Source organism: Desulfovibrio oxyclinae DSM 11498, assembly GCF_000375485.1.
GTDB classification, from domain to species: domain Bacteria; phylum Desulfobacterota; class Desulfovibrionia; order Desulfovibrionales; family Desulfovibrionaceae; genus Pseudodesulfovibrio; species Pseudodesulfovibrio oxyclinae.
Window position 1 is genome coordinate 1 of record NZ_AQXE01000002.1, and the last position, 24,346, is coordinate 24,346.

General features: G+C 52.5%; 14 protein-coding genes. 5 read left to right on the top strand and 9 right to left on the bottom strand.

Annotated features, from left to right (window positions below; translation table 11 throughout):
* Positions 1-71: 71 nt before the first annotated feature.
* Positions 72-1,442 carry a sigma-54-dependent transcriptional regulator gene (locus B149_RS0102695; protein WP_026167413.1) on the top strand — a complete coding sequence of 457 codons (1,371 nt, stop codon included), beginning with the start codon at positions 72-74 and terminating at the stop codon, positions 1,440-1,442.
* A gap of 142 nt (positions 1,443-1,584) precedes the next feature.
* Positions 1,585-2,696, top strand: a protein-coding gene (locus B149_RS16225; protein ID WP_425386871.1) for an IS3 family transposase whose coding sequence is annotated in 2 segments (ribosomal slippage) — positions 1,585-1,819 and positions 1,819-2,696 — 1,113 coding nt in all. Because the reading frame shifts where the segments join, the coding sequence is not laid out codon by codon here.
* 94 nt (positions 2,697-2,790) lie between these two features.
* Here B149_RS16225 and B149_RS0102710 read toward each other — a convergent pair.
* The 8 genes from B149_RS0102710 to B149_RS0102745 all read right to left on the bottom strand — a co-directional run bounded on the left by B149_RS0102710 (position 2,791) and on the right by B149_RS0102745 (position 17,272).
* Positions 2,791-4,215 (bottom strand): hypothetical protein, encoded by a 1,425-nt coding sequence (locus B149_RS0102710; protein ID WP_018123624.1) that lies wholly within the window; start codon positions 4,213-4,215, stop codon positions 2,791-2,793.
* A 24-nt stretch (positions 4,216-4,239) separates the two neighbouring features.
* Positions 4,240-6,471 carry a sensor histidine kinase gene (locus B149_RS0102715; RefSeq protein ID WP_018123625.1) on the bottom strand — a complete coding sequence of 744 codons (2,232 nt, stop codon included), beginning with the start codon at positions 6,469-6,471 and terminating at the stop codon, positions 4,240-4,242.
* A 182-nt stretch (positions 6,472-6,653) separates the two neighbouring features.
* Positions 6,654-8,282, bottom strand: coding sequence for a Tn7-like element transposition protein TnsE (locus B149_RS0102720; protein WP_018123626.1), 1,629 nt, complete (start codon positions 8,280-8,282; stop codon positions 6,654-6,656).
* Positions 8,279-9,781, bottom strand: coding sequence for a TnsD family Tn7-like transposition protein (locus B149_RS18195; RefSeq protein WP_026167415.1), 1,503 nt, complete (start codon positions 9,779-9,781; stop codon positions 8,279-8,281). The genes B149_RS0102720 and B149_RS18195 overlap by 4 nt, the downstream gene beginning before the upstream one ends.
* Positions 9,782-9,785: 4 nt before the next feature.
* Complete coding sequence (locus B149_RS0102730) at positions 9,786-11,330, bottom strand: AAA family ATPase (RefSeq protein ID WP_245533183.1); 1,545 nt, start codon at positions 11,328-11,330, stop codon at positions 9,786-9,788.
* 96 nt (positions 11,331-11,426) lie between these two features.
* Positions 11,427-13,514, bottom strand: a complete 2,088-nt coding sequence (locus tag B149_RS0102735) for a Mu transposase C-terminal domain-containing protein (RefSeq protein WP_018123629.1) — start codon at positions 13,512-13,514, stop codon at positions 11,427-11,429.
* Positions 13,498-14,325 carry a heteromeric transposase endonuclease subunit TnsA gene (locus tag B149_RS0102740; RefSeq protein ID WP_018123630.1) on the bottom strand — a complete coding sequence of 276 codons (828 nt, stop codon included), beginning with the start codon at positions 14,323-14,325 and terminating at the stop codon, positions 13,498-13,500. The genes B149_RS0102735 and B149_RS0102740 overlap by 17 nt, the downstream gene beginning before the upstream one ends.
* A gap of 124 nt (positions 14,326-14,449) precedes the next feature.
* Entirely contained in the window at positions 14,450-17,272 is a 2,823-nt protein-coding gene (locus B149_RS0102745; RefSeq protein ID WP_018123631.1) for an SIS domain-containing protein, read from the bottom strand.
* Between the two features lie 274 nt (positions 17,273-17,546).
* Between B149_RS0102745 and B149_RS17710 the strand changes: the two genes are divergently transcribed.
* From B149_RS17710 to B149_RS0102760, 3 genes are all read left to right on the top strand, one after another.
* Positions 17,547-20,489, top strand: a complete 2,943-nt coding sequence (locus B149_RS17710) for an ATP-binding protein (protein WP_083909130.1) — start codon at positions 17,547-17,549, stop codon at positions 20,487-20,489.
* Positions 20,490-20,595: 106 nt separating this feature from the next.
* Positions 20,596-20,976, top strand: a complete 381-nt coding sequence (locus B149_RS0102755; RefSeq protein WP_018123633.1) for a response regulator transcription factor — start codon at positions 20,596-20,598, stop codon at positions 20,974-20,976.
* 14 nt (positions 20,977-20,990) lie between these two features.
* Positions 20,991-22,727 carry an HD domain-containing phosphohydrolase gene (locus B149_RS0102760; RefSeq protein ID WP_018123634.1) on the top strand — a complete coding sequence of 579 codons (1,737 nt, stop codon included), beginning with the start codon at positions 20,991-20,993 and terminating at the stop codon, positions 22,725-22,727.
* On the opposite strand, the gene B149_RS0102765 is transcribed toward B149_RS0102760, so the two are convergent.
* The gene (locus B149_RS0102765) at positions 22,724-24,322 is read right to left on the bottom strand and encodes a DUF885 family protein (RefSeq protein WP_018123635.1); all 1,599 of its coding nucleotides are present in this window, start codon (positions 24,320-24,322) and stop codon (positions 22,724-22,726) included. The genes B149_RS0102760 and B149_RS0102765 overlap by 4 nt on opposite strands.
* Positions 24,323-24,346 lie beyond the last annotated feature (24 nt).

Below are 24,346 nucleotides of genomic sequence, written 5' to 3' on the forward strand. Positions count from 1 at the left end.
GAATATACCGGGCCAAATGGAACAGCTTTTACCATTCTCATTCCGATAGAATCAAAAGGAACGGCGTAAATATGAGTGCCAAGATTTTAGTTGTAGACGATGACAAAGCACACCTATCAATGCTTGAAACGATGCTTACGGGGTGGGGGTATGCTGTTGTGGGCGTGGAAGATGGGGCAGACGCCATTGANAAGGTGAAGGAGGCTCCCTTTGACGCTGTTCTGATGGACGTCAGAATGGCAAGAATCGGTGGCATTGAAGCCCTGAGCCAGATCAAGGAATATAACCCGGCCATTCCGGTTGTGATCATGACCGCATACTCTTCCGTTGATACGGCTGTGGAGGCGATGAAGTTGGGGGCGTATGACTACCTGACCAAGCCCTTGAACTTTGATGAACTCAATATGACTTTGGAGCGTTCTCTGGACCACATGACGCTCATCAAGGAAAACCAGTCCCTCAAAGAGAGAATATCGGAAGACTCAAGCCTGACGGACATTATCGGCAACAGCAAGCCCATGAACGAGCTTATCAGTATGGTTAAGACTGTCGCATCGACTGAGGCCACGATCTTGATCTCCGGCGAGAGTGGCACCGGGAAGGAACTGTTTGCCAAAGCGATCCACGCAAACAGCAACCGGAAGAAGGCATCGCTTGTGACTGTCAATTGCGCTGCCCTGACTGACACTCTCTTAGAATCAGAACTCTTCGGCCATGAAAAAGGTGCGTTCACTGGAGCAGACAAGAAAAGGGATGGCCGTTTCATGCAAGCCAACGGTGGTTCCATATTCTTGGATGAGGTTGGTGAAATACCGATGCCAATGCAGGCAAAGTTGCTCCGGGCAATTCAAGAGCGAGAAATCCAACGAGTCGGCAGTGACAAAGTCTTGAAGGTTGATGTCCGAATCATCGCAGCAACCAACAGAGACCTCTTGGTTGAAGTCGAAAAAGGGAATTTCCGAGAAGACCTGTATTACAGGCTGAACGTGGTGAACCTCTGGATTCCGTCTTTGAAGGAGCGTGGAGAGGATACACCACTGTTGGCTACATTTTTCTTGAAGCGTTTCTCCGAGTTCAACAGAAAGCAGTTGAAGGGATTTACCCCCATGGCAATGGATGTGCTCGTGAAATATGATTGGCCCGGAAATGTCCGTGAACTGGAAAACGCAGTGGAAAGAGCAGTCATTCTTTCCGCTGGTGAATACGTGTCTGAAAAGGATTTGCCTTCAGCACTTACGCAGCATTTCGAAAATGTTAGTGGCTCCAATGGAGGCCAGCATCACGTAGGCGGCAAGTCGCTGCAAGAGATCGAAAAGGTTGCCATCGAAGAAACGCTGACACAGACGGAAGGCAATAAAAGCGAGGCGGCAAAGCTGCTGGGCATCACGCGCACGACGTTGGACAATAAGATCAAGAAGTATGAAATATTTATTAAGAAATAACGATCGCGTTTTTTTACTGTCTCGCAATTAGAAATTATTATTACAACAGTCAGACATTTAAGAGGAGGGGGAACCACTTGGGGCGCTTTCTAAGCGTGCGTTTTTTCCCTTTCTATGGAGTGTCCCCTACACCGAAGAACAAATCGCCTTTGCCCTGCGCCAGGCCGAGCATGGGACTCCCGTGAAGGAAGTGATCCGTAAAATGGGGATCAGCGAGCAGACCTTCTATCGCTGGAAAAAGAAGTATGGCGGCCTTGGCACCAGCGAGCTTCGCCGTCTGAAGATGCTCGAAGAAGAAAACCGCAAGCTCAAGCAGATGGTAGCGGATCTGAGTCTCGACAAAGTCATGCTTCAGGATGTGCTGTCAAAAAAGCTCTGAGGCCTGATCGCCGTCGGGAGTTGGTGGACGACCTTCGGGGCGACTACGACGTGAGCATCCGTCGGGCATGCCGTATCGCGCTCATCTCCCGTTCGCTGTATGCCTACCGACGCAAGACCGACGATCAGGCCGAGCTCCGTATGAGAATCTGTGAGATCGCCGCAACCCGAGTTCGCTATGGTTACCGACGCATTCACGTATTGCTCTGCCGAGAGGGCTGGGAAATCAACCATAAGCGCGTATATCGCCTCTACAAAGAGGAGGGACTGTTGCTCCGCAGCAAAAGACCAAAGCGTATCGTAAGCGCTGTGCACCGTGAAAAAACAGAAAGCGCAACGCGGCCCGATGAAGTGTGGTCTATGGACTTCATGAGCGACGCTCTTTTTGACGGCCGCAGGTTCAAGCTGATGACGGTGGTCGACAACTATACGCGGGAAAGTCTGGCCATTGAAGCCGACCAGGGTATTACGGGTGAGCAGGTGACCGAGGTGCTGGCAAAGATAGCCATTGATCGGTCATTGCCAGCACGTATCAAGTGCGACAATGGACCGGAGTTCACGTCAAAGGCCTTGGACAAATGGGCCTATGAACACCACGTTGAACTGGACTTTTCCAGGCCGGGAAAACCTACAGACAACGGATATATTGAATCTTTCAACGGTCGTTTCAGAGACGAATGTCTCAATGTGAACTGGTTCTTGTCTCTAGAGGATGCCCAGCGTAAGGTCGAGGCGTGGCGGCAAGACTACAATGCGAGTCGTCCTCACTCGTCTCTGGGCAACCTGACGCCCATTGAATTTGCCATCCATTCCGGGCAATTGCCCGGAATGGATGGGCTGGAAAGACGCCGGGAACTCACACAAGCCCGGGCCTAAAACGGGGGCATCTCCAACCGGTCGGAAATCTCTACACTTAACTGGCCCTAAGATGGGGGACTTTACATGGGCTCTTATACCACTTTCAATACCTTTATAAGTTCCGTGCGCCCAAACGTGAGTTGTGATAACCAAATCTTTGCATCAAATCATTGAATGTCGAGTCCTTCATGCGCAAAAAGGATTTATATGTAATATCTTTATCTCGTTGAATCTTCGTTAAATTAAATTTCAATACGATAAATTTGTCAGCAAATTTAGCCGGCGGGACAAGGAAAAGCTTTTGCCCACCATGCTTATTGTCCGAATGTTTCTTTCTCGCGCGATTTATTGTATCGCCCATATACATTGACCCTGCTAAGCATATTTCTCCTTCGGCTTTGCAATTCGCTACATCGCACGGAGGGGTAATGTTGATTAACAACTTGTTCGTGCCACCCTTTCGATAGATAGTTCCTGACAAGCCTTCTCCGTCCTTACCCTCAAGAACTTCAAATATTTCAATGAAGTTCAAACGAGCGACAATGTCATCGTACGCTTCAATGTTTTCATGAGTTTTGGCGGATATTTTTTCTATTTTTTTCCCGATGTCTTTGAGAGAGCGCTTCTGTAGGCCATGTCCATTAGCTTTAAAAGTTTTCTCCATTAGCTTTTTCATGCCTAGGACAGAAAGTTTTCTGGTGTTGAAAACTTTCTGAACACTGTCAATGCTATCATCATAAATGCTCTCAGGAGCTCCAGTGCTAAACCGACTATTCATTTTATCAAACAAGATGTGAGAAATATAACAAAACGAAAACTTGGAGAGCACTTTTTCAAACTCATCACCAGGCTTACTGGGAAATCCAAAATGTTTATATGTTGCGTGTTTTACAACATCTAAAAAATTATCTTCTACACTATTGCCAACTTTATCTGTTAAGACTTCAGCACAGTCCCGTATATAATTGTATGACTCTGCCGTTGAGTCTAAAACCCCTGCCTGCCATGCAGAAAAAAAGGACGCTAATTTAGAATCGCTTAGCTTATTTTTTAACTCGGCAGTGAGCGTTCTAAAGAGATCCGACTTAGTTAAAAAACTAGGCTTATCTAAACTAGTGACAAAAAGCGGCTTGGGCTTTTCAAACCCTTTGCCGTCAAAAGCCTTGTTTATATAAAACAAGGCATCTTGGCCCTCGTCTGTGGGTACACCTTCCTCTCGAGACCATACGACAACACCATACGGGCCGCATTCTGGGGAGAGCCATTCGTTTAGTGCGCCAACCACAAAACTAACTTGATTTTTAAATGAATGCCCATGTCCCAAATCAATATCTAAAAAAACCAAGCCAAAGTTACTCAATGTGTTTTCTGGAAAAGAATCAATAACATTTTCAGCATCCTCTGCCGGGTTTGGGTTCACATATATCGTAGCAATCCCATTTGCGGATAACTGATAGTTCAAGTCTTTTACTTGTTCCCATTCATCATCGATGATTATTGCGGACTTAACCCAGTCGAGTCGTTCAATCTTTTCCATCAGTAACTCCAGAATACTTCTCTATTACTTACTCTTGAAATTTAACGATACAATTGCGCCTTTTGCAAAAGCCAAGTCATTATCAATATGATTTGACACAGTTTCAAAATCGGGGAAAGTTATCTTGCCACCCATCCCTGTCATTAGCTCATCAGCAATATACAGCCCTAGCCCTGACCCTATTGCCATTGGCTTGGTAGATACGAATGGTTTGATCAAATAATGTGGGTCATCTGGAAAGCCTGGCCCGTTGTCGGCAATAATCATGCTTATGTAACCGGTTTCCAAAGAATCGGTTACAGCTACAACTATCCTCTTTCCAAAATCCTTGGTATTGTTAAGCCAATAAATTGAGTTATCAAAGACGTTTAATATAATATTGGTGGCATGAGTTAACGATGCTTTGCATTTGAAGTCTGATTGCTCAAACTCTTTCATCAAATCTATCGAATGGTTTTTAATTCGCATCCGCAAAAAACGGTAGGCATTTGCAAATAGCTTAGATGTTTCTGTTTTCTTTATTTCCGATGGCTTAACTAAAAATGAAAACTTTTTTAAAGTCTCATCAAGCTGCCTCACTGCCTTTCTTGCTTTGTCAAAATCTTCTCCAGAATCAAAGATGGCATTGATTTCTTTAATAACCTTCTCAAGTTCATGGATTATTGAATGACTAAGAACCCCAATGCCTGCACTTTGATACAATCTGCCTATTATGTGCTTGTACTCTTTTTCAATTTTGTAAACAAAGGCTGTAAGCTCTTTCTTTTGACTATCATCTTCAACATTGGCTTGAATGTATTCAGCTGCCTCGCTCAAAAGAGTCACTACGGGCTCAACGGTCTTTCCATAAAATTCAGCAAGATGTCTTTTGTCGCGATTCCTTCGTTCTAAAAACACGTATGTGATGGCCCACTGTAGAGCCTGAACAAACTTTTTATATGCGACATTCTCGATAAAACCTTCTCGGTTAGTCTTTTCAATTAGATCCAAACTTGACTTTCTATCCAAAAAAACAAAGCCTAGTGTGTGCTCATTCCTAAGTTTTTCTCCGATACTGCCCACAGCAGTCAATCCAAGCCAATCGTTGCCCTTTTCTCCATAATCGTATACCCTGATACCATCACGATATACCCTGACTCCGCAATTCTCCTGCAAGTAATCCTTAACTGCTCCTCGAGCATCAAGATGTTTTGTGATTGATGTTGTTTGTTCAAAGACATAAATCTTCACATAAATTTGACCTATCTCAACGTCAGCGAGATCAACGTCCACAAATTTCTTGCTTTTTAGTAGCGGATTGCGAGCGTCCTCTTCATCTTCTTTTTCTTTCAGACGTTGAAGATTGCGTTCGATTGGCGTCAGTTCATCAAAACTAACTTTTCTGGGTGGAAAGTTTTCAGAAATTGACGGCCAAGGATTAAAGTTATATTCGAAATCTGTAATTCTATCTCCTTCCAATAATATATCACACTCATAAAGGGCTGACTGCTTAATATCATCGAAGCTTTTTAACCCTGCGAAAATGGTATCATTCCCTTCGCTTGCCACAGATACTTTAAATTCATCGCTTGTTGATTGGATTGCTTTAGAGTGAGCCAAAAAATTATTAGCCCTAGGGCTTGAGAGAAGACGGCAATCCTCTTCGGAAAAGCTCATATTTAACGCTGTAATTGCTCTGAATATGCTCCTGAGCTTACCTCTAGTCCACCCAGCCTTCTTTCGAAGATTTTCAATTCGAATAGTGACTCCACTATTTCTTTCAAAATTTCCCTTGTAAGGCTTGATTGGAAAATTAAAATCTTCCAGCTTTTTGGCCGTACTCAGGTTTGACCAATCAATCTCCAACTTAATGGCCTCAGATGATTTCGTTTTAGTTATCAGCGTAACTTTTTCACCAAGTTTATGAACTCCCAAACGCCCGATTCCTTTTTCTCCTAATGGCAATCGAGTGGCTTTGTCTGGGCAAGATTTGTATTCATCTATTATTTTTTGTTTATTATCCGTACCAACTGTTAGCCAGTGGTTGACAATGTCATCAGAAGTCATCCCTGTACCATTGTCTTGAATGTCAATACGAATTGGCAGGAACTCTTTCTTTTTATTGGGGTCAAAATAAAACGTCACTTTACACTTCGTCGCAAATGCGTCGTAAGCATTCTTAACTAATTCAGTAAGAGCTATGGCCTCATTTCGGATGAGTTCATCACCAAAATGAGCCAAAACTCTTGGTGTGAAGCTAAATGATTTTGTTGTCATCTCATTTCCTTGTAGTGCGATTATAGATTATCTCAACAAGTGTTCAGCATGTGTCGACCCTATCTGTCTCCACTTAACGACTCATTATCTCACCATGAGACTTCAACGATCACCCTCATATGTTGTCTTAGCCGCCACAATCTTGAAAGCTTGAACTCACATACAGTACGGAAAGACTATAATCAAGAGGTGAATGACCTGTTTTGACCCAATGTCAGTAAGTGAAGCCACTGATTAACTCTCGCAGCCCACCCGCCGACAGAGTCAGGTGCAAGCATACCCTTGTTACCTTCTGGCGCTTTTGGGTGGTGCACCCCCCTGTGGCCATTTTCACCGCATATAATATCAAGCTGTTTTAGGGGCCACCTGAGGGAGGATCTAACCAGTTCAATTGCAACCGTCTCAATATCATGTTTCCAGGATTTCGGATCGTTAGGGAGAAGAATCTGGGTGGACACAGAGCTTTCTGCATCTGAAGTATCTACCTCAAGCAGATGGAATGTCTTGCCTTGAACGCTCAGGGCCACGTCAGCAAGCGTCCTAGCAGAGCCATCGGCAAGAAGGTGCTTCTTGCTCTTTCCAACTTTTCGCAACTCAATGATCTCATTCGATATTAAAAAGCATCCATGCTCTTCAATCAGCATTTGAACCATTTTTGAAAAACATTTGAACTTACTAGCGTAGATTTCGCTATAATCTGTTTCGTCATCTAATATGTCCAGATCACCCCCGGGAAGCCCGTATCCTTGCACTCCCTCTTCTGTGCTGACAAACACAAGTCCGTCACCGCCATCTTCGTACGAATCACTGGCTGCCCGTTTTCTTTCTTTGGTAGTGACTTTGGACACATAGAAAGGATTCTGGAACTCCATAGACACAGCCTCAGCTTCCACCGTGATGGGCTGTATGTTGGCATTCGATTCAGTGTCATCACAGACAGTCAATGGCGCCTCACCATCTCCGCCAACAAGTTGAGCAATAGTACCTTGTCCAGGGACGAAATGCTCAAAATTCGGGTGCCAAATGCCAATGCTTTTATGCACCTGGTTGGGAATCCTTTTTAGTTTGACGATTTCAAAGACAAAACAAGTATTGTGCTCACGGGAATACTGACCGCGGACATGCAGTTCAACCCCTTTAAGTGGCGGAGGATCAAATTGGAAATTCCATCTACGGTAACTCTTGAAATCGATCCCATTCATTCGTTGATATCTTGTGATACTCTCAAAAGACTTTCGCACATCAACATCAAGCAAAATCCACGAAAGATAATTGCGAGATTTTGGTTCGTTGAGATGTGCTAAAGTGAAGCCAGATGATTCCATCACACTGATGAGGACATTATCCTCCTCATCAATTTCTACAGAGAATTCACCCTTCAGGCATTCAGACTCAATGGCGGTTCGTGAAAGGTAGTTTCCATGGAAGAAAAGGATGCGCGCCAACTCAAACTGAGGAAGATAAATAGTGAGTCCACTACTAAGACTGAAAACAAAACAGAACTGATGAGGATTCGTTTTTTTTTCCAAACGGTTGACCGGACATTCCCCGATGGTCTTGACAGTCCAGTTTGCGGTATTGGTAATATGAAAAGAATGCTCCCATCCTCGTTTACTATCCTTCACAGCTGGGTTGATGATGCGCCCCCTAACTGCTGATGATGCATTGGAAGCACTAAACGAATCTTTGGCCTGTTTTGGGGAAAGCTTTAAATCAACCCTCCACCTATTACCACCAACTGGCCGGAAATATGGTCCTACCCCAACTATCTCAACGTCGTTGTCAATGCCATTGTGTGTGAGTATCGTCATGTTGGCCATCCTAGAGTTCGCAAAAACAATCTGGTTTGCCTCTTCAGCCTCTCGTCGCTCAAACCGGACAATCGCAAAAGTTCCCAATATGGTAATTCAATAGTTGTATCTTGAGCCTGCAGGACCCGAACAATCCTCCTTATCTGATAACTGGCAACATCTTCGTTATTCTCTTCCAGAAAAGCCCTTGAAAATGGCAGCTTGTGCATCTTACGTATCATATTTCTGCAATCAGCTTGATCACAGTACCAGCCTTTGCTTTTGCGTGGGGAATCAAGCTTGTCAGTATGTGCCCGTTTTACACTCTCAAGTCTTTCAAGAATCTTCCTGTCGCGGTCTTCCCAATTGACTCGCCGATTTACAGATCGTGTGGTTCTTTTGAATTTCTCGCAAGCTTGCCTCAACCAAGCCCTATCGTGTCTGTTAAGCCAAGTGTAAATGGCATCACCGCCCGCGCGTCTCGCATTTCTTGTCCCCATTGCGCTCACCAAACCCAACCATTCTTCTCGCTTGGCATTAAGAATCGAGGGTGATGCCTGCTTCAATGGCGGATATTTGGACCTTTTTTTAGCGATTTGTCCCTGAACCTTCTTAAAGACATCCTCAAAACGCCACTCTGAATCAAGCAGGGACTCCAAAACTACAATATGCTGCAAATAGCTAAACGTTTTCCGGTGCTTGCGCATAATAAGCCTAAGCCAGTTCGAGGAGCTATCTGTAATCGAGATCCCGAGTTCTGCAAGCAACTGTGGAGGCCAACGGGATAAGACTCTGTGCTTCAACGCTTCAAAGACGACTTTGCTTTTTCGGGTAATCCCTGCATTTCGGGCTGCGTCTTGGTAGAAAAGACTCCACTGTTCGTAGCTAGAAGACTTTTCTGGTGGATGATTCATTAGTTCCTGCACCCTTCTTTCGATGCGCTTGTCATGAGGCTGTGACTTAGGTCGTTGAAGACAATAAACAGACGGTGCAAGGGGAATAAAGGCATGCCGATGATAGTGGCTCAGCATATGTTTCGTTTCGTATAGCCTCGCATGTTTGAGGCAGTATCGGCATCCTTTTACTTGCCACTGGCGACTCCAATATAGCTCGCCATATTTCGAAAGCTGTTCTTCCAGGCATTGAGGGCAAATTCGAAGATACTTACCACGCCGCACCAAGGACGTTGTGGCGCCCAAGGCCAAGTGGACAGAACCACTTGTTCGACACATCATCGCTTCAAATGTCTTCTTGCGTCGTGGTTCAGGAACGAAGGGAGCGTAGAGCGGAAACAAGGTGTGTCCATACACGAGTCTTTCCGGGGTCAGTCCAAGGGATGAGGGATATTTAGCAACTATGGATTCAATATGGGAAGGAAGGTCAACAGTGGCCACAGCTTTCCTGTCTCCAAAGACTTCATCAAGGAGTTGCTTTGGACTGGTTATGCCAAAATGAACACCGGCCCGCGCCACAGTACTGTAAAGAAGTTCATCAGGATATGGCACAGGAAAGTTAAGCATTGTCTTACCCTGACTTGCTCAGCCAGTTTTCCACATCAAAGATCAGGGAACGCTTCTCAAACTGCTCATACATTTCTTCAGGACCACCCTGAGAAAACATGAAACGGAGATCTTCGGAGTCAAGGGTATGCCACTTTCTTTGCGGAAGTAACTTGCACTTTTGAAGCTTACTAGACTTACGCGGAGCTTCGTATCTCTCTAGGGCCATTGCGATCATTTGGGACGTTGAGAGATTGGGATGCTCGTCCAGAATTTTCTCAACAAGAGAAGGAACGATCTCTTCATCGCAATCCATCCCGACGAGCAGGTTATACAGCCGTTGCGCTTGAGAATTGCCTTCCAAGGGCGCAGCCTTCTGAATAAGCGGCGCCTGACACTTGATCGTAGCCGTCAGTTCAAGCAATTTCTGATCGATATTGGGGACAATAAGATCAGAGTATTCGGCAATTCGCTCAGGATCTCCAGATCGCAATGCTGCCAACATAGGGTGTACTGGTTTTAGTTCGTCACGATACACCTGCTGCATAAGTCTTGGAGTAATACGCTCTGTGCCGGTTGAAATAGCACGGAGCTGAGACAGTACAAAGAGCTTGACGACTATGTCCAACACCCCTTGCGACAGATCAAACCAGCGGGCACGCAGGTCTTCGCTGAGTTTCTCATCACGCTTTTGAAGCCATTGATACTTCCAGAGCCTATCAGTGAACGCCTGCCACTCTTTCTGAGCTCTGATGCTTGATTCGGGTTCTTTCATTGGCTCCCATATCAGCGCACCAAGACCAGCCCCGCGCCTTGCTGAACGCAAATCTTTCTCAAAGATGGGGATGGCTTTGGGCGTCCCAACGAATATGACTGGCAGGCCAATCGTATTAACGAGCGTGACAAAAAAATTCAGCATCTTGGCCACGCCACCGGAACGCCGGCGATCCAAGTGTTGTATCTCATCAATGATAAGCACTCCGATCGCATGAAGATTAGCAACCTGACTCATCATAGCCAGAAGCTTTTCTACACCATGCCGCTTGCCGGTATATTTTGTCTCATAGTCAGTATGAAGAACCCGGTCGATCTCCCTGAAAAACTGAATACACAGGTTCTTCAATGTCCCGTCATGAGGGCAATCAACCTTGAGATAGGTTATCTGCGTGAAATTATACTCTTCGTGATAAATGACTTGCGGGTAGGTCGCAAAAATACGCGCAATAGTAGTTGTCTTCCCACTCCCAGAACAGCCGATCAATGAAAGGCTTGAAGCTGTTGATTTTGCGTGTTCGAACTTAAAGGCATCCAGTTCTCCCGTCATGACCCTCTCGTACCCATTCTGCATATGGGTATTGAGTGAGCCATCTGCCAGATTCCTTCCGACATACCCCTGCCTCATCATAATCGACACTTTCTCTTCGAGCTGGATATGGGCCGTGAGTGGTTGGAAGAAATCATCCAGGAGAGAGGATATCACATGCGCCCTTTCGCGCCCCTCAGCAAAAATCGTCTTGGGATCAAATTGTATTTTCCCCGTCAGATTTCTGATGACCTTCGTGTTGTTCATCAAAGGCGGCAAGGCCTCAATCAAAGGGTTGCCCTTGTACTGAGGGATGCAGCTCGGCTCATATACGGCTGTCACCATATTCCTTGGGAGAGGCATCTACTTATCCTCGTTACCAAAAATTTCATCCGTCAAGTCAGGATAGGAGTAGTCCTCTGCCTCCGTATCCTTAAACGGGATGGTTTTGGCCTTTACAGCCTTAGCCTTCTGACCATTTTGTTGACTGCGTTGCTGTCGCTCGGCTCTTTTTTCATTCTTCCTATTAGTTCGTATCTCCCGAATACGCTCAGCATTGTTCCGGCCCACATCCCTTGGCGCACGCTGCTGAGCTTTGTTTATTGTGTTCTGGACAAGCTGTTCATGCTTTCTTTTTTCCTCATCCTCTCGCAGTTTCCCTTTCGCAGTTGCTTTTTTCTGGGCGTCTTTCACTTGCCATACTTCCCAAAAGGAGGCTCCAGCAAATTCACGAGAACGTTGGGTTAATCGACATGGCCAATATTCACTGCCGTTTACATCTGGGAATAAGTAAATAATATCAGCGGACGCTGGATCATACGCGGCTTGCAACCCCTGTGGCCTCCGGACTTCCTTGGTCCGATGCAGCCATCCCCTTTCCAGAAGTTCCTGAGACGTATAGTAGACCCCAAATACAGATATCCCGAGTTCGGACACGGTTGCCTTCGTTCGTGGCAACAGACTGATTCGTATGGCTTCTTCGGATGCCGCCCGTAATCGCCCTGTTCTGTTTTGAATCCCCCAATTCCAAAGGGAAAGCGGTGTCATCTCCAAATCTGCCAGCATGTCCGGTTCCCGATCATACTTTTCCAGTACATGAAACCGGTTGTGCATCAATATTGAAGAAAGAATAATCGTTTTAAACTCACGAACAGAAAGCTTGGCATCAAGCCGATAGTCGCGCCCTCCATGTTTTCTAATCATAGTCTTGCCGACAACACCTGGGGCAAAGGGCTTGAAATCAGCTTGGAGAGTTCGGAAATTACGCTCAACAATTCCTTTAGCGTCTCCCCGGTAAGGTGGCGTGTTCTCAACCCGGATTGAGAAGTTGCTTTCCAGCGACTCAATCTGTTGGCCAAGCAACTCTCCCCTGTCAGCGAGTATGGCACTCGGCAAGCCGACGGTTGGCCAGTCTTCGCTGGCAATGTCAAATCCAAACTCGGCACAAAGCTCTACCTTGTCAGTCATTGCCACTGATAGGGCCTGTATGGCGGCAACATAAGAGGCGTTTTCAAAACCAACATAAAAGCCAGCGACCATCCTGCTGAATACATCTTTGACCAGATAGATAACCGGACGCCCAACTATATTGCCCCTCTCGCTGTCCGAGACCAGATAGATGTCAGCAATCGTCGCATCAATTTCATAGCGAGAACCCGGACCAAGGACATTGGTGTTTGCCGTAGAGTCGAGGGGTCTGACATCTTTGTTGTATTTGATGCGGTCCGTTCTTTTCTCCAGACTGTTCGCCTGAGCATATTCACGTTTATAAAAATGCAGCATTTGCCATTTGCTTGGAATTTCCTCTTCAGGAACGTCTGGGTAATACGCCTCATAACGATCCTTGAACCTGCGATGAAGGTAAGAAAAGCTGATTTCTGTGTCCTTCAGCCAGTGCTTGTCGATTGTGATTCGAAAAAGGCGTTCAACCTCATCATCGACAACGGCGCCTACGCCAGGTGTGTATATGCGAGGCCTGCCAAGCTTCTTGGTATTCGCTTTTCTCTTTTTCCCTTTCGCTCCCGAATTCTTGTAATTTGGCAGCAAAGCATTGGGCGTTTGCCCTTGCTGCCAATATCGGCGGATAAGCGTGTAAACTGTCGGCATTGAGACCTTTTGATTGGCAACAACCTCCTTGATCCGACTTGCACGCACATTCGGCTCATAGAAAAACGGGTCTGACACTATAGGCTGTATCAAAGCATGGTTTTTATCGCGTCGCTTTTGCGTAGCACTGCCACGTTTCGGGGTTACTAACGCGAGATCGGCAAAGGGATCATTGGTGCGTTTTAGAGCGTCCTCATCCAGCCCTTTGACGAGTTCGCGAACGAGGACAAGGGACGGAAACGCTTTGGGATCCTCAACCTTAATCCAAACCACCTCCTCAGCCAGCACGGACAGCACTCTGAATAACTGACCGTTGTAGTCAAGGACCTCATTTACTCTGAACATGGAGGACCTCCTGCATGATCTTCGTATCCGTTAAGGCCAAATCTGCCGGAGTCAGTTTGTGGATCTCTTGATGTATGTCGAACGTGAAAAAGCGTTGAGCGAGCAGTTGACGTATTTCCGTTAGGGATTCTCCGTTCGGCATCTCGTAATTAACGTCTAGCATTTTGGCGAGACCAATGACCGGCATGTTTGGGTTCTTTTCAAACTGATAGCTGTAAAAACTGACTCGATGAACCAGAGATTCATCTGGGATTGAGTCACGCTGTGCAGAGTAAAGCCAGTCTATGTTTTTAATCACAACAGGTGACACCTGCTTTTGGGTTACCAAGAACCAAGGAACGCTTTTCTGCTTCCAGTACCTTCGTTCCAGCTCAAGTTTTTCGATTACTCGCGGCTTCGCCAGTTCACTGGAATACTTCACCTGCAATGCGAACTTCGGAATATCTGAACGAGATGAATTCACCAGAAAGTCGGACGACAAATATTGGGGCACACCTCTGATAGACGGGTGTGCGATGCCATGTTTCGTCGATAACTCTTTTGTCACCTCTTGCTGAAGAGGGAACTGCTCCCTGATTTCCATGATGTCGGTCTGCCATTCCAGGATCAGAAATACAGCCAGCTCAAGATCGGAAAACAGGTGATGTGTGCGCTGGGACTTGTGCCCAAAGATACGATGTGAGCGGCCCTGAGAAGGGATATCTCTGACCGTCAGCCACGGTTTATACGCAGCCCCTCGGCCAGCCCCACGCCCTTCTTTGAGCCAGCGCTGAAACGTTGCTTCCGAGGGGGAATAATTCTTCCTCGCCATAAGAAAACCGCTCCTGGTTGTTTCCATTTTCAGGAATACCAGAAGCGGTTTCGCTTAACAACTTTATTACTTGCTAAAGAACTTTATTACTCACTTAAAAACTTTATTACTCAGCCACAAGCTACTAGCCGTTCGGTCGGGAGATGCCCACTGTTACGGTTTTGGCCTGATGCCTGATGGTGTCGATGGGGCGGGTCATTTCCTCGATAGCCTTGTTGAGGGCGTTGAGGATGGTGTCGAGTCTCGCTTCTTCCACGCTGACGCCGCCGGGTTGGGTGGCGAGCCAGAGCATGTAGTTGGCGAGGGAGGCTGCGACGCGTGCGGGCAGGGCGGAGTCGGTCATGCCGGACGCGGTACGGTCGAGGGCCGTGTTGAGGCTGGTGAGCAGCCTGTCGCGATCCCATGTCTCGGGATTTTCTATCATGTCGCCGAGGACCATGCGGGCTTCGCGGAAAGGGGTGGCCTGTTCGTCGATGGCCTTGGCGGCGGCGATGCCCCACCAGTGGCCGACAACGGTGGCGAGGACGAAGTCGAGTCCGCCGCCAACGCGCGGAGTCTTGAGGGTCTGTTCGGCGGCGTTGTCGAAGCGGTCTTCGTCCTCGGTGCAGATGACGAGGGGTCGTCCGTTGTGCGCCTTGAAGATGGTGGTTTCCTTCACCGTGTCCGAGACCACCATTTCGGGCAGGTCGTTGGCCATGACCATGGTCAGGGGTTCGGTGGAAAGGTCGATGTGTTTCTTGTCTTCGGTGACGTCGCAGGGGATGGATTTGTAGCACAGCTCGGAGAGCTTGATGCGCACCTCTTCCGCCGCAATGCGGTTGGGGCCGTTGCCGACCACCGCCCAGTAGCGGTAGCGTGGCGCGTACTGTTCGGCAACCGAGGTGATGATGTCCTTGTTGGCGAGCACTGCGTCAATCTTGTCGGGCAGGGATTCGAGGGCGTCCATGTCGTCTGCGAGCATGTCGCTGCTCATGGTGCCGAGCTGGTCGCCGATCCACATGGCGAGCAGCTTGCCTGCGGCGATCTGGGAGTAGAAGGCCTTGGTGGAGGCCACTGCCATTTCCACGTCGCGACCGTTGGAGGTGTAGATGTGCGAGTCGGACTTGCGCACCAGCGGCGAGTTGCGGCGGTTGACGATGGCGTTGACCCATGCTCCGGCTTCGCGGCAGATGTCCACCACGCGGTTGGTGTCGGTGGTGGTGCCGGACTGGGAGACCGGGATCAGCAGCATGTCGTCCATGCGCTCACCGGCCATGAAGCCGATGAGTTCGGAGCCGACGTAGCTCTCGACCTTGATGTCGGATTTGCCCAGTGCGCGCCGCATGAGCTGGGCCACGCCCATGGCTGCCACGGCGGCGGTTCCCTGACCGACGGCCACGATGCGCTTGATGGGGCGCTCCCTGTCCTGAAGCCGCTTCGCCAGCGCCGGACCGTTGCCGAAGCCTTCGGGGAGGAAGCGGACCGCGCGCTCTTCGCGCAGGTACTTGCCAACAAGGGTGTTCCGCACGGAATCGGAGGCTTCGTGCACTTCTTTTTCGATGTAATGGCTGAACTCACCACGGAAGATATCGCGGGAGAAAATCTGGATCACCTCGGGTTGCAGGTCGATGGCGGGCTGGTCGTCCAGCGGACGCGCCTGCGGCACGGAGTCCGCGGGATCGTCCGTGCGGAGCGTGACGCTGGCTCCTGCGGAGCCGGAGGCTGTCATGGGATAGGAGCTGCGGCAGCGCGCGGCGAGTCCGTATGCTTCGGAGGCCACGATCCAGCCGTCGAGGGTGCTTCCCACGTAAAAGCTCTGCCCGCTGCCTTTCTGGGCGAGGAACTGGCATTCGGGCAGGTTCATGTCCTGCATGACGACCGCCAGCGAGCCTTCGGAGCGCGTGAGCACGTTGCGGAACCGGCTTTCGGCGTCGGCTCCCTCGGGGGCGTCGAGGTGAAAAAGCACGGGCAGGATCTTGGCGTCGGTGCTGATGTGCTGCGGAATGGCGGCGCCCTTGGCGGCCACGCTCTGTTCCACGAGGGCGCGGTAGTTGTCCACGTCGCCGTTGAGTACGAACATGGTCTTCTCCAGCCCGGTGGAGACGTCGCCCTCCACCAGTCCGTCCACCGGGTGGCAGTTGGGGACGGAGATGATGCCGTTGGAGGCCCAGCGGGTATGGGCGATGATGTTCAGGCCGGTCATGCCTTCGCTCATCTTCCACAGCAGGCTGTCGGTGCGGATGAATTCGCGCAATGCAGCGCCGTTGTCACCGAGCTGGCCCACGAGCTGCGCCACCTTGTAGAGGAAGCGGCAGACGGTGCGGCCGTCTTCAAGGGGACGAACGATGACCTGACGCGTGTCCGCGTTGCAGATGTTGATTCGTTCGGAGAGTTCCTTGAGTTCGTCATCGGTGAGACCGGCCTCGGGGTCCCGGCCTGCAGGGAGCAGCACGGTGACCGCAATGCCGGCGGAGTCGCGTCCGCGCACTTCCAGCTTGTCAATGCTCTCAAGCACCTGCTCGGTGCCCCATGCCAGATAGTGCCTGTCGCGCAGGGAAGCGTCCTGTGCAATCGGCTCGGGCATGATGGCCCGGACGCGTCCGAGGTTGGCGAGGACTTCCTCGTTGACCTGCCAGAGGTAGTCTTCCAGCTTTTCGAGCAGCGCTTCAAGCTCGTCGGTACGCGGTCCTGCGGCGAGCTTGCGGGCGGTGCGGTCGCGCAGGGTGCGCATGCCGTCGCGAAGCTTTTCCATAAGCGCCAGCCGCTCCGCCTTGGACACAAGCTCCATGTGGAGCGCGAAAGACATAAGGTCCTGAAAACGGGATGCGAGAGTCTCAAGGGGCTGCTGCGCCTGTTCAAGCTCGCCGTTAGCCGCCGCTTCAACCGCGTCGGCCACGCCGTCGAGCCAGTCGCTGGATATTTCATCACGCCATCTGTTGTTGCTGAGAAAACTGGCGATTCCGCACATGGTGGGTGAGTCTCCTTATAATGAAAAGGGAGGGCGGGCCCTCCCGTTGTGTCGATGGTCCTGAATTACGTCACCTCAGGGCGCTTTGCAAGACCCGGGCGCGCGGCAACCCTTTCTCCGCGAAACGGGGTGCTCCGGGTTGCGAAGGAAATGGTTGAGCGGCGTCTTTTTCTAACCAATTTTGAGCCGAAAGACTGGATTTTCACGAGGCGATCAGCTACTCCGAAGGCGCGCGGGCGTTGGATCTTCATCGGGTCCGTGCGGGACGCATAGCATGATACGACATATAATGAACAAGTGGAACGGGTTCAGTGTTTCCGTGAAGCTGGGCATTGCGCTCGGCTGCATGGTGATGCTGCTCGGCTTCATGGCAATATCCGGCCTGATGATGCTGCACACCATTCAGCGTCATGCAGAGGGCGTCGTTGAGGAGAGCATGCTCTCTCAGCGGCTTTCTCTTGAGCTGGGCAACTCTTTGCAGCAGGCGAGGCAGGCTGAGAAAAACTTCTTTCTCTACGCTCCTGAACTGGGGGTGAGAAAGTCGCGGGAACGCTTTGCTCAAAAATGCTTCGACCAGATCGACGAGGTAGCTGCCGCAGCACACCGCCTGCGCGGAAGGTTGGCGCAAAGTCTGAGCGAGTCGCAGCGAAATCAGGTGATGGCGGACACCGGCCTTATCCTTTCGGCCTCCACCCGGTACCGGGAAACCTTTCGCCGTGCCGTCAATATGACCAAAGATCTGGGGGAAGGGCGCAAGCCGCTCATGGAGCAGCTCCGGCACGCGGTGCAGGAGGCCGCTGTGGCGGTCAAGGCGCTGGAAACTCCCGATCAGATGTGGCGGTTCCACCGCATCCAGCGTACCCTCGGAAAATTCTACGTGACCCATCGCAGCAGGGTGATGCTGGACGCCATAGAGATGATTCGCGTCCTCAGGGATTCCGCTCCCGACACCACGCGGGGAAAGCTTGCCCGCAGGTCGTTGCAGACTCTTATCGAGCGGGCGCTGCTGGTCAGTCGCGTTTCCGAGAGGCTGCGCATGAGCGTGGATCAGCTCGATGCGGAGGCCGTTGCCATGGAGCCTGCCGTGCTCAGGCTGGTCGAGCTCATGTCCGAAGACGCGAAGCGGGTCAGCGCGAGCATCATTTCGCACATCAGGACCCTTCGTTATCAATTCTGGGCAGCCGTGGGCTTTGCCTTTTTGCTGGCCCTGATTCTTGCCCGTGTGCTGCGACATGCTTTCGTGGACAAGATCACCGGCCTCACCCGTGCGGCGGACAGCTTCCGGCGGGGCGAATTCTCCGTGCGAGCGTCCTGCACCACCGATGACGAAATCGGGCATTTGGCCCGGAGTTTCAACAGCATGGCCGATCGCATCGAGGGACTCGTGCGTGAACTGGAGAACGAGGCGGCGCGGGCCAGTGACCGGCTGCTTGAGGCCATTGAGAGCATGTCCGAGGGGTTTGCGCTCTTCGACAATCAGGACCGGCTCGTGCTCTGCAATTCCAAGTACCGGGAAATTGATCTGGAGCAGGCCGAACACATTCTGCCGGGGACACATTTCGTGGATGTGGTTCGCCCCAACGTCATGGCAGGGGTCTATACCGGCATGAACGAAGGGCCGGAGGAGTGGCTGCGCCAGCGTGTGGAGCAGCATCGAAATCCTACGGGACCCTTTGAGCAGGAACTGGCGGATGGCCGGACCCTGCGGGTCAACGAGGTTCGGACGCCGACCGGCGAGACGGTCAGCATCGTGGCGGACATCACGGAACAGCGACAGGCCCGCGACGAGTTGGCAGAGCTCAATGAAAACCTTGAGGACACCATCCGCGACCGAACACAGAATCTCGTGCGCAAGGCACGTGAGCTGCGGCTGGCCAACCAGCGTCTCATGGAGCTGGACCAGCTCAAGTCCCAGTTCCTCTCCTCGGTTTCCCATGAACTGCGTACGCCGTTGACCTCGCTGCTCGGGTTTTCCAAGCTCATCCGCAAGGACTTCGAGCGTAGCTTCAAGCCCATGGCCGAGGGCGATCGTCCCATGGAGCGTGCGTCCGAGCGTATTCTTTCCAACCTCGACGTGATTCACCTTGAAGGTGATCGCCTCACGAGACTCATTAACGACGTGCTCGATCTTGGTCGCATTGAGTCCGGCCGTATGCGCTGGCGGGACGAGCTTCTGCACGTCCCTGATCTGGTGAACCGGGCCGTGAACGCGGTCTCGGGGCAGTTCTTGACAAAAAGCGGTGTGGAGCTGCTGCCGCCGAAGATCAGGGAAGGTCTTCCTAAAATCCATGCGGACAAGGACAGAATTCTTCAGGTGTTGATCAACCTGCTCAACAACGCCGCCAAGTTCACTCGCAAGGGCTCGGTAGGCGTGGAGGCGGAAACCGATGCGCAGGGATACGTCCTCATCAGGGTGCGCGACACCGGCGTGGGCATCAGCGAGAGCGAACTCCAGCGCATCTTCGACCAGTTCCATCAGGCGGAGCAGGGCGATACGCTTCGCGTGGCTGCGGGCGGGTCCGGGCTGGGGCTGACCATCTCCAAACAGATCGTGGAGCACTATGACGGCCGGATCATGGCTGAGTCGCGCCCCGGGCGGGGAACGGTCATGACCGTGATGCTGCCGCCTGCGGACAGGCATCGGCCGGAAAAGACCGAGGGGGCCGCAGACAAGACCGTGCTCGTGGTGGATGACGATCCCGTCATGCGTGAATTCATGGTGGGACTGCTCAAGGGGGCCGGATATCAGGTGTTCAGCGCCGTGGACGGGAAAGAAGCCCTGGAGATCGTGACCGACGTCCGTCCCGACCTCGTCACCATGGACCTGCTCATGCCCGGCATGGGCGGCGATGACGCTATCCGCAGGCTTCGGGATTCCGAGGAACTCTCGGGCACGCCGGTCCTGCTGGTGAGCGTGGAGCAGGGAACGCACGGGGCCGACGCGGCCATGCTCAAGCCGCTGCGACCGGAATCGTTTCTGCAGGCGGTAGGGTGTTTGCTCGGCGTCACGGGTGAGCCGGTACGCGCGCTTTGCGTTGGCGAACCGCCCGAGGATGCGCCGTGCAGTATTGAAATCGAACCCTGCGGAGTTCAGGAGATGCACAGTCGAATTGAGGCCGGTTTCTCCGGGCTGCTGATTCTCCGGGAAAGCTCTGTTTCCAAGTTGGATGCTTCGCTGCTGGAAGCACTGCCCGGCGGTGTTCTGCTGCTGCCTTGACCATTCACGAGGATCCCCTGTTTTCCCGTGCCGCGATGCTTGCCGTAACGCCGGAGTTGTTTTACAGTTTTTCGCAAGATCACCGTAATCACTCAAGGGGTTCATGATGGGCAAGAAGATTCTGATCGTGGATGATGAAGTCCACATCAAAATGCTTCTCGAACAGACGCTCGAGGAGCTTGAGGACGACTTTGGCGTGGAGCTGTTTACCGCGTCGGACGGAGAGGAAGGACTGGAGCTGATCCGCAGCCATCGTCCGGACCTCGTTTTCCTTGATATCATGATGCCTCGCATGAACGGCTATGAGGTTTGCCGCACCGTTCAGGGCGAGGAAGGTCTGGAAAACGTCAAGATTGTCCTGCTCACCGCCAAGGGACAGGAAGTGGACCGGCGACAGGGCCTTGAGCTAGGCGCCGTTCGTTACATGACAAAGCCGTTCGATCCCGACGAAATTCTCGGGGTTTCCAAGGAAATGCTCGGAGTTTGATTCCGGGAGCCTGCATGACGCACATCGCCAAATTTCTGCGTTCCGTGCCCGTGCGGCGGATGCTGGACAAAACGATTGAAAGCCTCGGTGGCGGCACGCTGGCGGTGTTCCGAAACGGGACCGCGCAGTGCGTATCGCCCGACGGCGCTTCCCCTCCCGACCCCGACGATCCGAAGGTAACAACCTTACAAACCGAAGAACCTGCCGGGCTGACTCTGCGGTATCGACCCGGCCCAGCCACTGCGTCGAACGCCTCTTCCGTACTGGAACTGGGACTTCATTCCCTGACACAGCTCGTGGAGCTGGAACTGGCTCGCCGCTCACTGGCGGACGAAGCTCTGAACAAGTACCGCGAGCTGGCGCTTCTCCATCGCTCCGTTCCCCGCTTCAACACGTCGCTCAGGCTCAACGACGTGGTGCGCGCGCTGCTCAACGAGTGCCGCCGCGAATCGCTTCCCGGGGAATCCTGCGCAGTTTTTCTGAACGATCCGGGCAAGGCCGATCAGGGTGCAGTGCGTTCCTTCGGCAAGTTGTCCGGAGCGGAATTGGAAGCCCTTCGCGGCTCCACGCTTTTCAGCGACGTTATCGGCAAGGCGCGTCCGGAGATCGTCAACGACCTCGTCAACGACGACCGCTGGGACGTTTCTCTGCCCTCGATACACTCCCTCATGGCCGTGCCGTTGGTTTCGCCCAACCGTTGCGAGGGAATGCTTATCCTCGCTTCGGGAAAGGCAGGTGTATTTCAGGCTGCCCACCGCAAGCATCTGGCTACCATGGCCTCGGTGGCGGGAACCTCTTTGAGCAACGCATTCCACTTCGAGGAGACCCAGATTCTCATGGACGCCATGCTGCAAGCGCTCGCTGAGGCAATCGACTCGCGGGACCCCTTCACGGCTGGCCATTCTCGCAGGGTCGCGCAGCTGGCCGCTGCCTTTGCAAGGGAAGTGGGCCGTGACACCCGGGATTTCCCTGATATCGCGCTGGCAGAGCATGAGATTCGCGAGATCTACTACGCCGGAATCCTGCACGACGTGGGCAAGATCGGCATCCGCGAGGAAGTGCTGACCAAGGATTCCCGGCTGCCTGCCAAGACCATGGACATCATCCGGACGCGCATGGAGCTTTTCGAGGAACAGGGCGACTTTGATCGAGAAGAGATGTTCAAGCGCCTGATAGAGCTGAACCGGGCCATGACACCATCGGCCGAGCAGCTGGAACTCGTCGAAAAGCTGGGTGAAATGTGCCGACGCACCGAAAGCCGCGAACTGCCGCTGCTTTACGGTGACGAGTGCGCCTGCCTGACGCTGCCTTACGGCAACCTCACCGAGTCCGAGCGCAGCGAGATCGAGCGCCACTCGGCGGAGTCGGAGCGCATTCTGAATCACATCCCGCTCGGGCGCGGCTTTCCGAACCTGCTGACCGTCATCCGGCAGCATCACGAAAGGCTTGACGGTTCCGGGTATCCGGACGGGTTGCGCGGCTCCGAGATTCTCTTTCAAAGCAGACTTCTGGCCGTGGTTGACGTGTTCGATGCCGTGACGCAGGAGCGTCATTACAAACCGGCCATGACCACCGAGGAAGCCGTGCGCATCCTGCGGCTGGAGGCCGAGAGCGGAAAGCTCGACATGCGTCTGGTGGAATTCTTCGTGGAAAACGTGGAAGCCATCGAAAGGCTTGCCGATGGTTTCGGGGTCGAGGGGTCATCCTTCGTGCAGGGCAATGCCTGCGCCTTGAACCGCTCCGTTGCCTAGCCGCTCTTGAACGTCCCGGTCCGAAGCGCTGCCTCGGCGAGATCGAACGGGGCTTCCCCACATTCCAGAACAGTTCTGCAAAAGTAGGCCAGATCGCCGTCGGCGTATCGCTCGTACAGCCGTTCGAGCTGAAAGCGACCGAGTACCGAGGCGATGCGTTCCCCCGGTTCCAGCATCATGTTGCGCAGCACGCGTAACGATTCTTCCTTACCGTATCCGGCCTGCGTGAGCATGGCCACGCAGTGGTCCTGATCCAGACTTTCGCTGTGCAGCGAGGTCTCGATGAAGGCGCTGGCGGCACGTCTGAGCAGACGCCGATGCAGCAGAAGCCGTTGGACGGGATCTTCCATGAGTCCCAGCCGCTCGGGGATGGTCTCTGCAAAGGTGCGCCATCCCCATGAGGAAAGCGGGTTGCGGACCTGTCCGAGGACGGGGTCGTCCAGCGAAAGTTTGACGGTCTCCAGCAGATGACTGCCGGGATAGCCCAGGCCCGCGGCGATGTGGCGATATTCCAGCGCGGCTCGGCGGTGCTTGGTCTTGCCATGATCGGCCACGGCAAACGCCTCGGGATGAACGAAAAGTATGGCCGGATCCCCGGAGCGGGTGCCGGGCGGCTCGTAGAACGCGGTCAGGGAAAGAGACATGGCATAGGGCGGCGGGGTGCGGACTTCGAGGCCGCGATCCCGGAGCATCCCGGGAAACGCCTTGCCCGAGAGTATTCCGCGCAGTTCCTCCATGCTTTCGCCAAAGGCCTCGCGCGGGTCCGGGATGTCGTCGGGCTCCAGGCCGGCCAGCACATCCTGCCAGTTCCTTCCGGGAAAATGCTCCGAGGCGATCTCATCCAGCGTGTCGAGGCTTTTCTGCCACTGCTTTTTCGCGATGATGCGGATGTCGTCCACCGATGCGTCGGTGCCGAGGCCGTAGCGCAGGACGTCCTCAAGCGGCGGTCCCTGCGCCTGCGTCACCTGCGGACGAGTGCTTACGAACCTGTCGAATTCGCGAAGGGCTTCCAGACAGCCGTCGAGCAGGCTGCGGAGCTTTGGCTCCGACGAAAACGGGGGTTCCGTGGCGATGGTGTTGATATAGCGTGCGCAGTCGCGGGTCATGGTCTGGGCGGTGGCCCGGGAGACGGTCGTTACCGCGTCGAGGTGCTCCTGCGAGCAGGCCAGCAGGCCCGGAACCGCCTTGAGCCGTTTGGCCAGACGCGAGTTGAGCTTGCGTGGCGAATCGCAGGGTTTTTCCAGTGCGTGGCGGATGCCGTCGAATGCGGTCTTGAGATACAGCGCCGGGGAGCGTTTCCATGGCTCGTTGGCGGTGAGTTCCAGCAGCAGGCCGTCGGCGTTCAGGGCCAAAGCACGGGCCCGGGCCTTGTCCCAGCCTTCGGAGCGGGTGGCCATGGCCCGGAAATCATCGCGGAACCGTCTGATTTTCTCCGTGATTTTCCTGAGGGCCTTGGGTGAAAAGTCTTCAAGGAGGTCGAACCGTCCGGCAGCGTCGCGGGCGGCGGGCAGATAACGCAGGCCGCCCGTGGCGCACAGGACCGGAAAAGACTTGGAGAGGAACGAGTAGTATTTTTGGATGGTTCTGTTTTTCATGTCCCCTCCGGTGGTTGTCGTGGG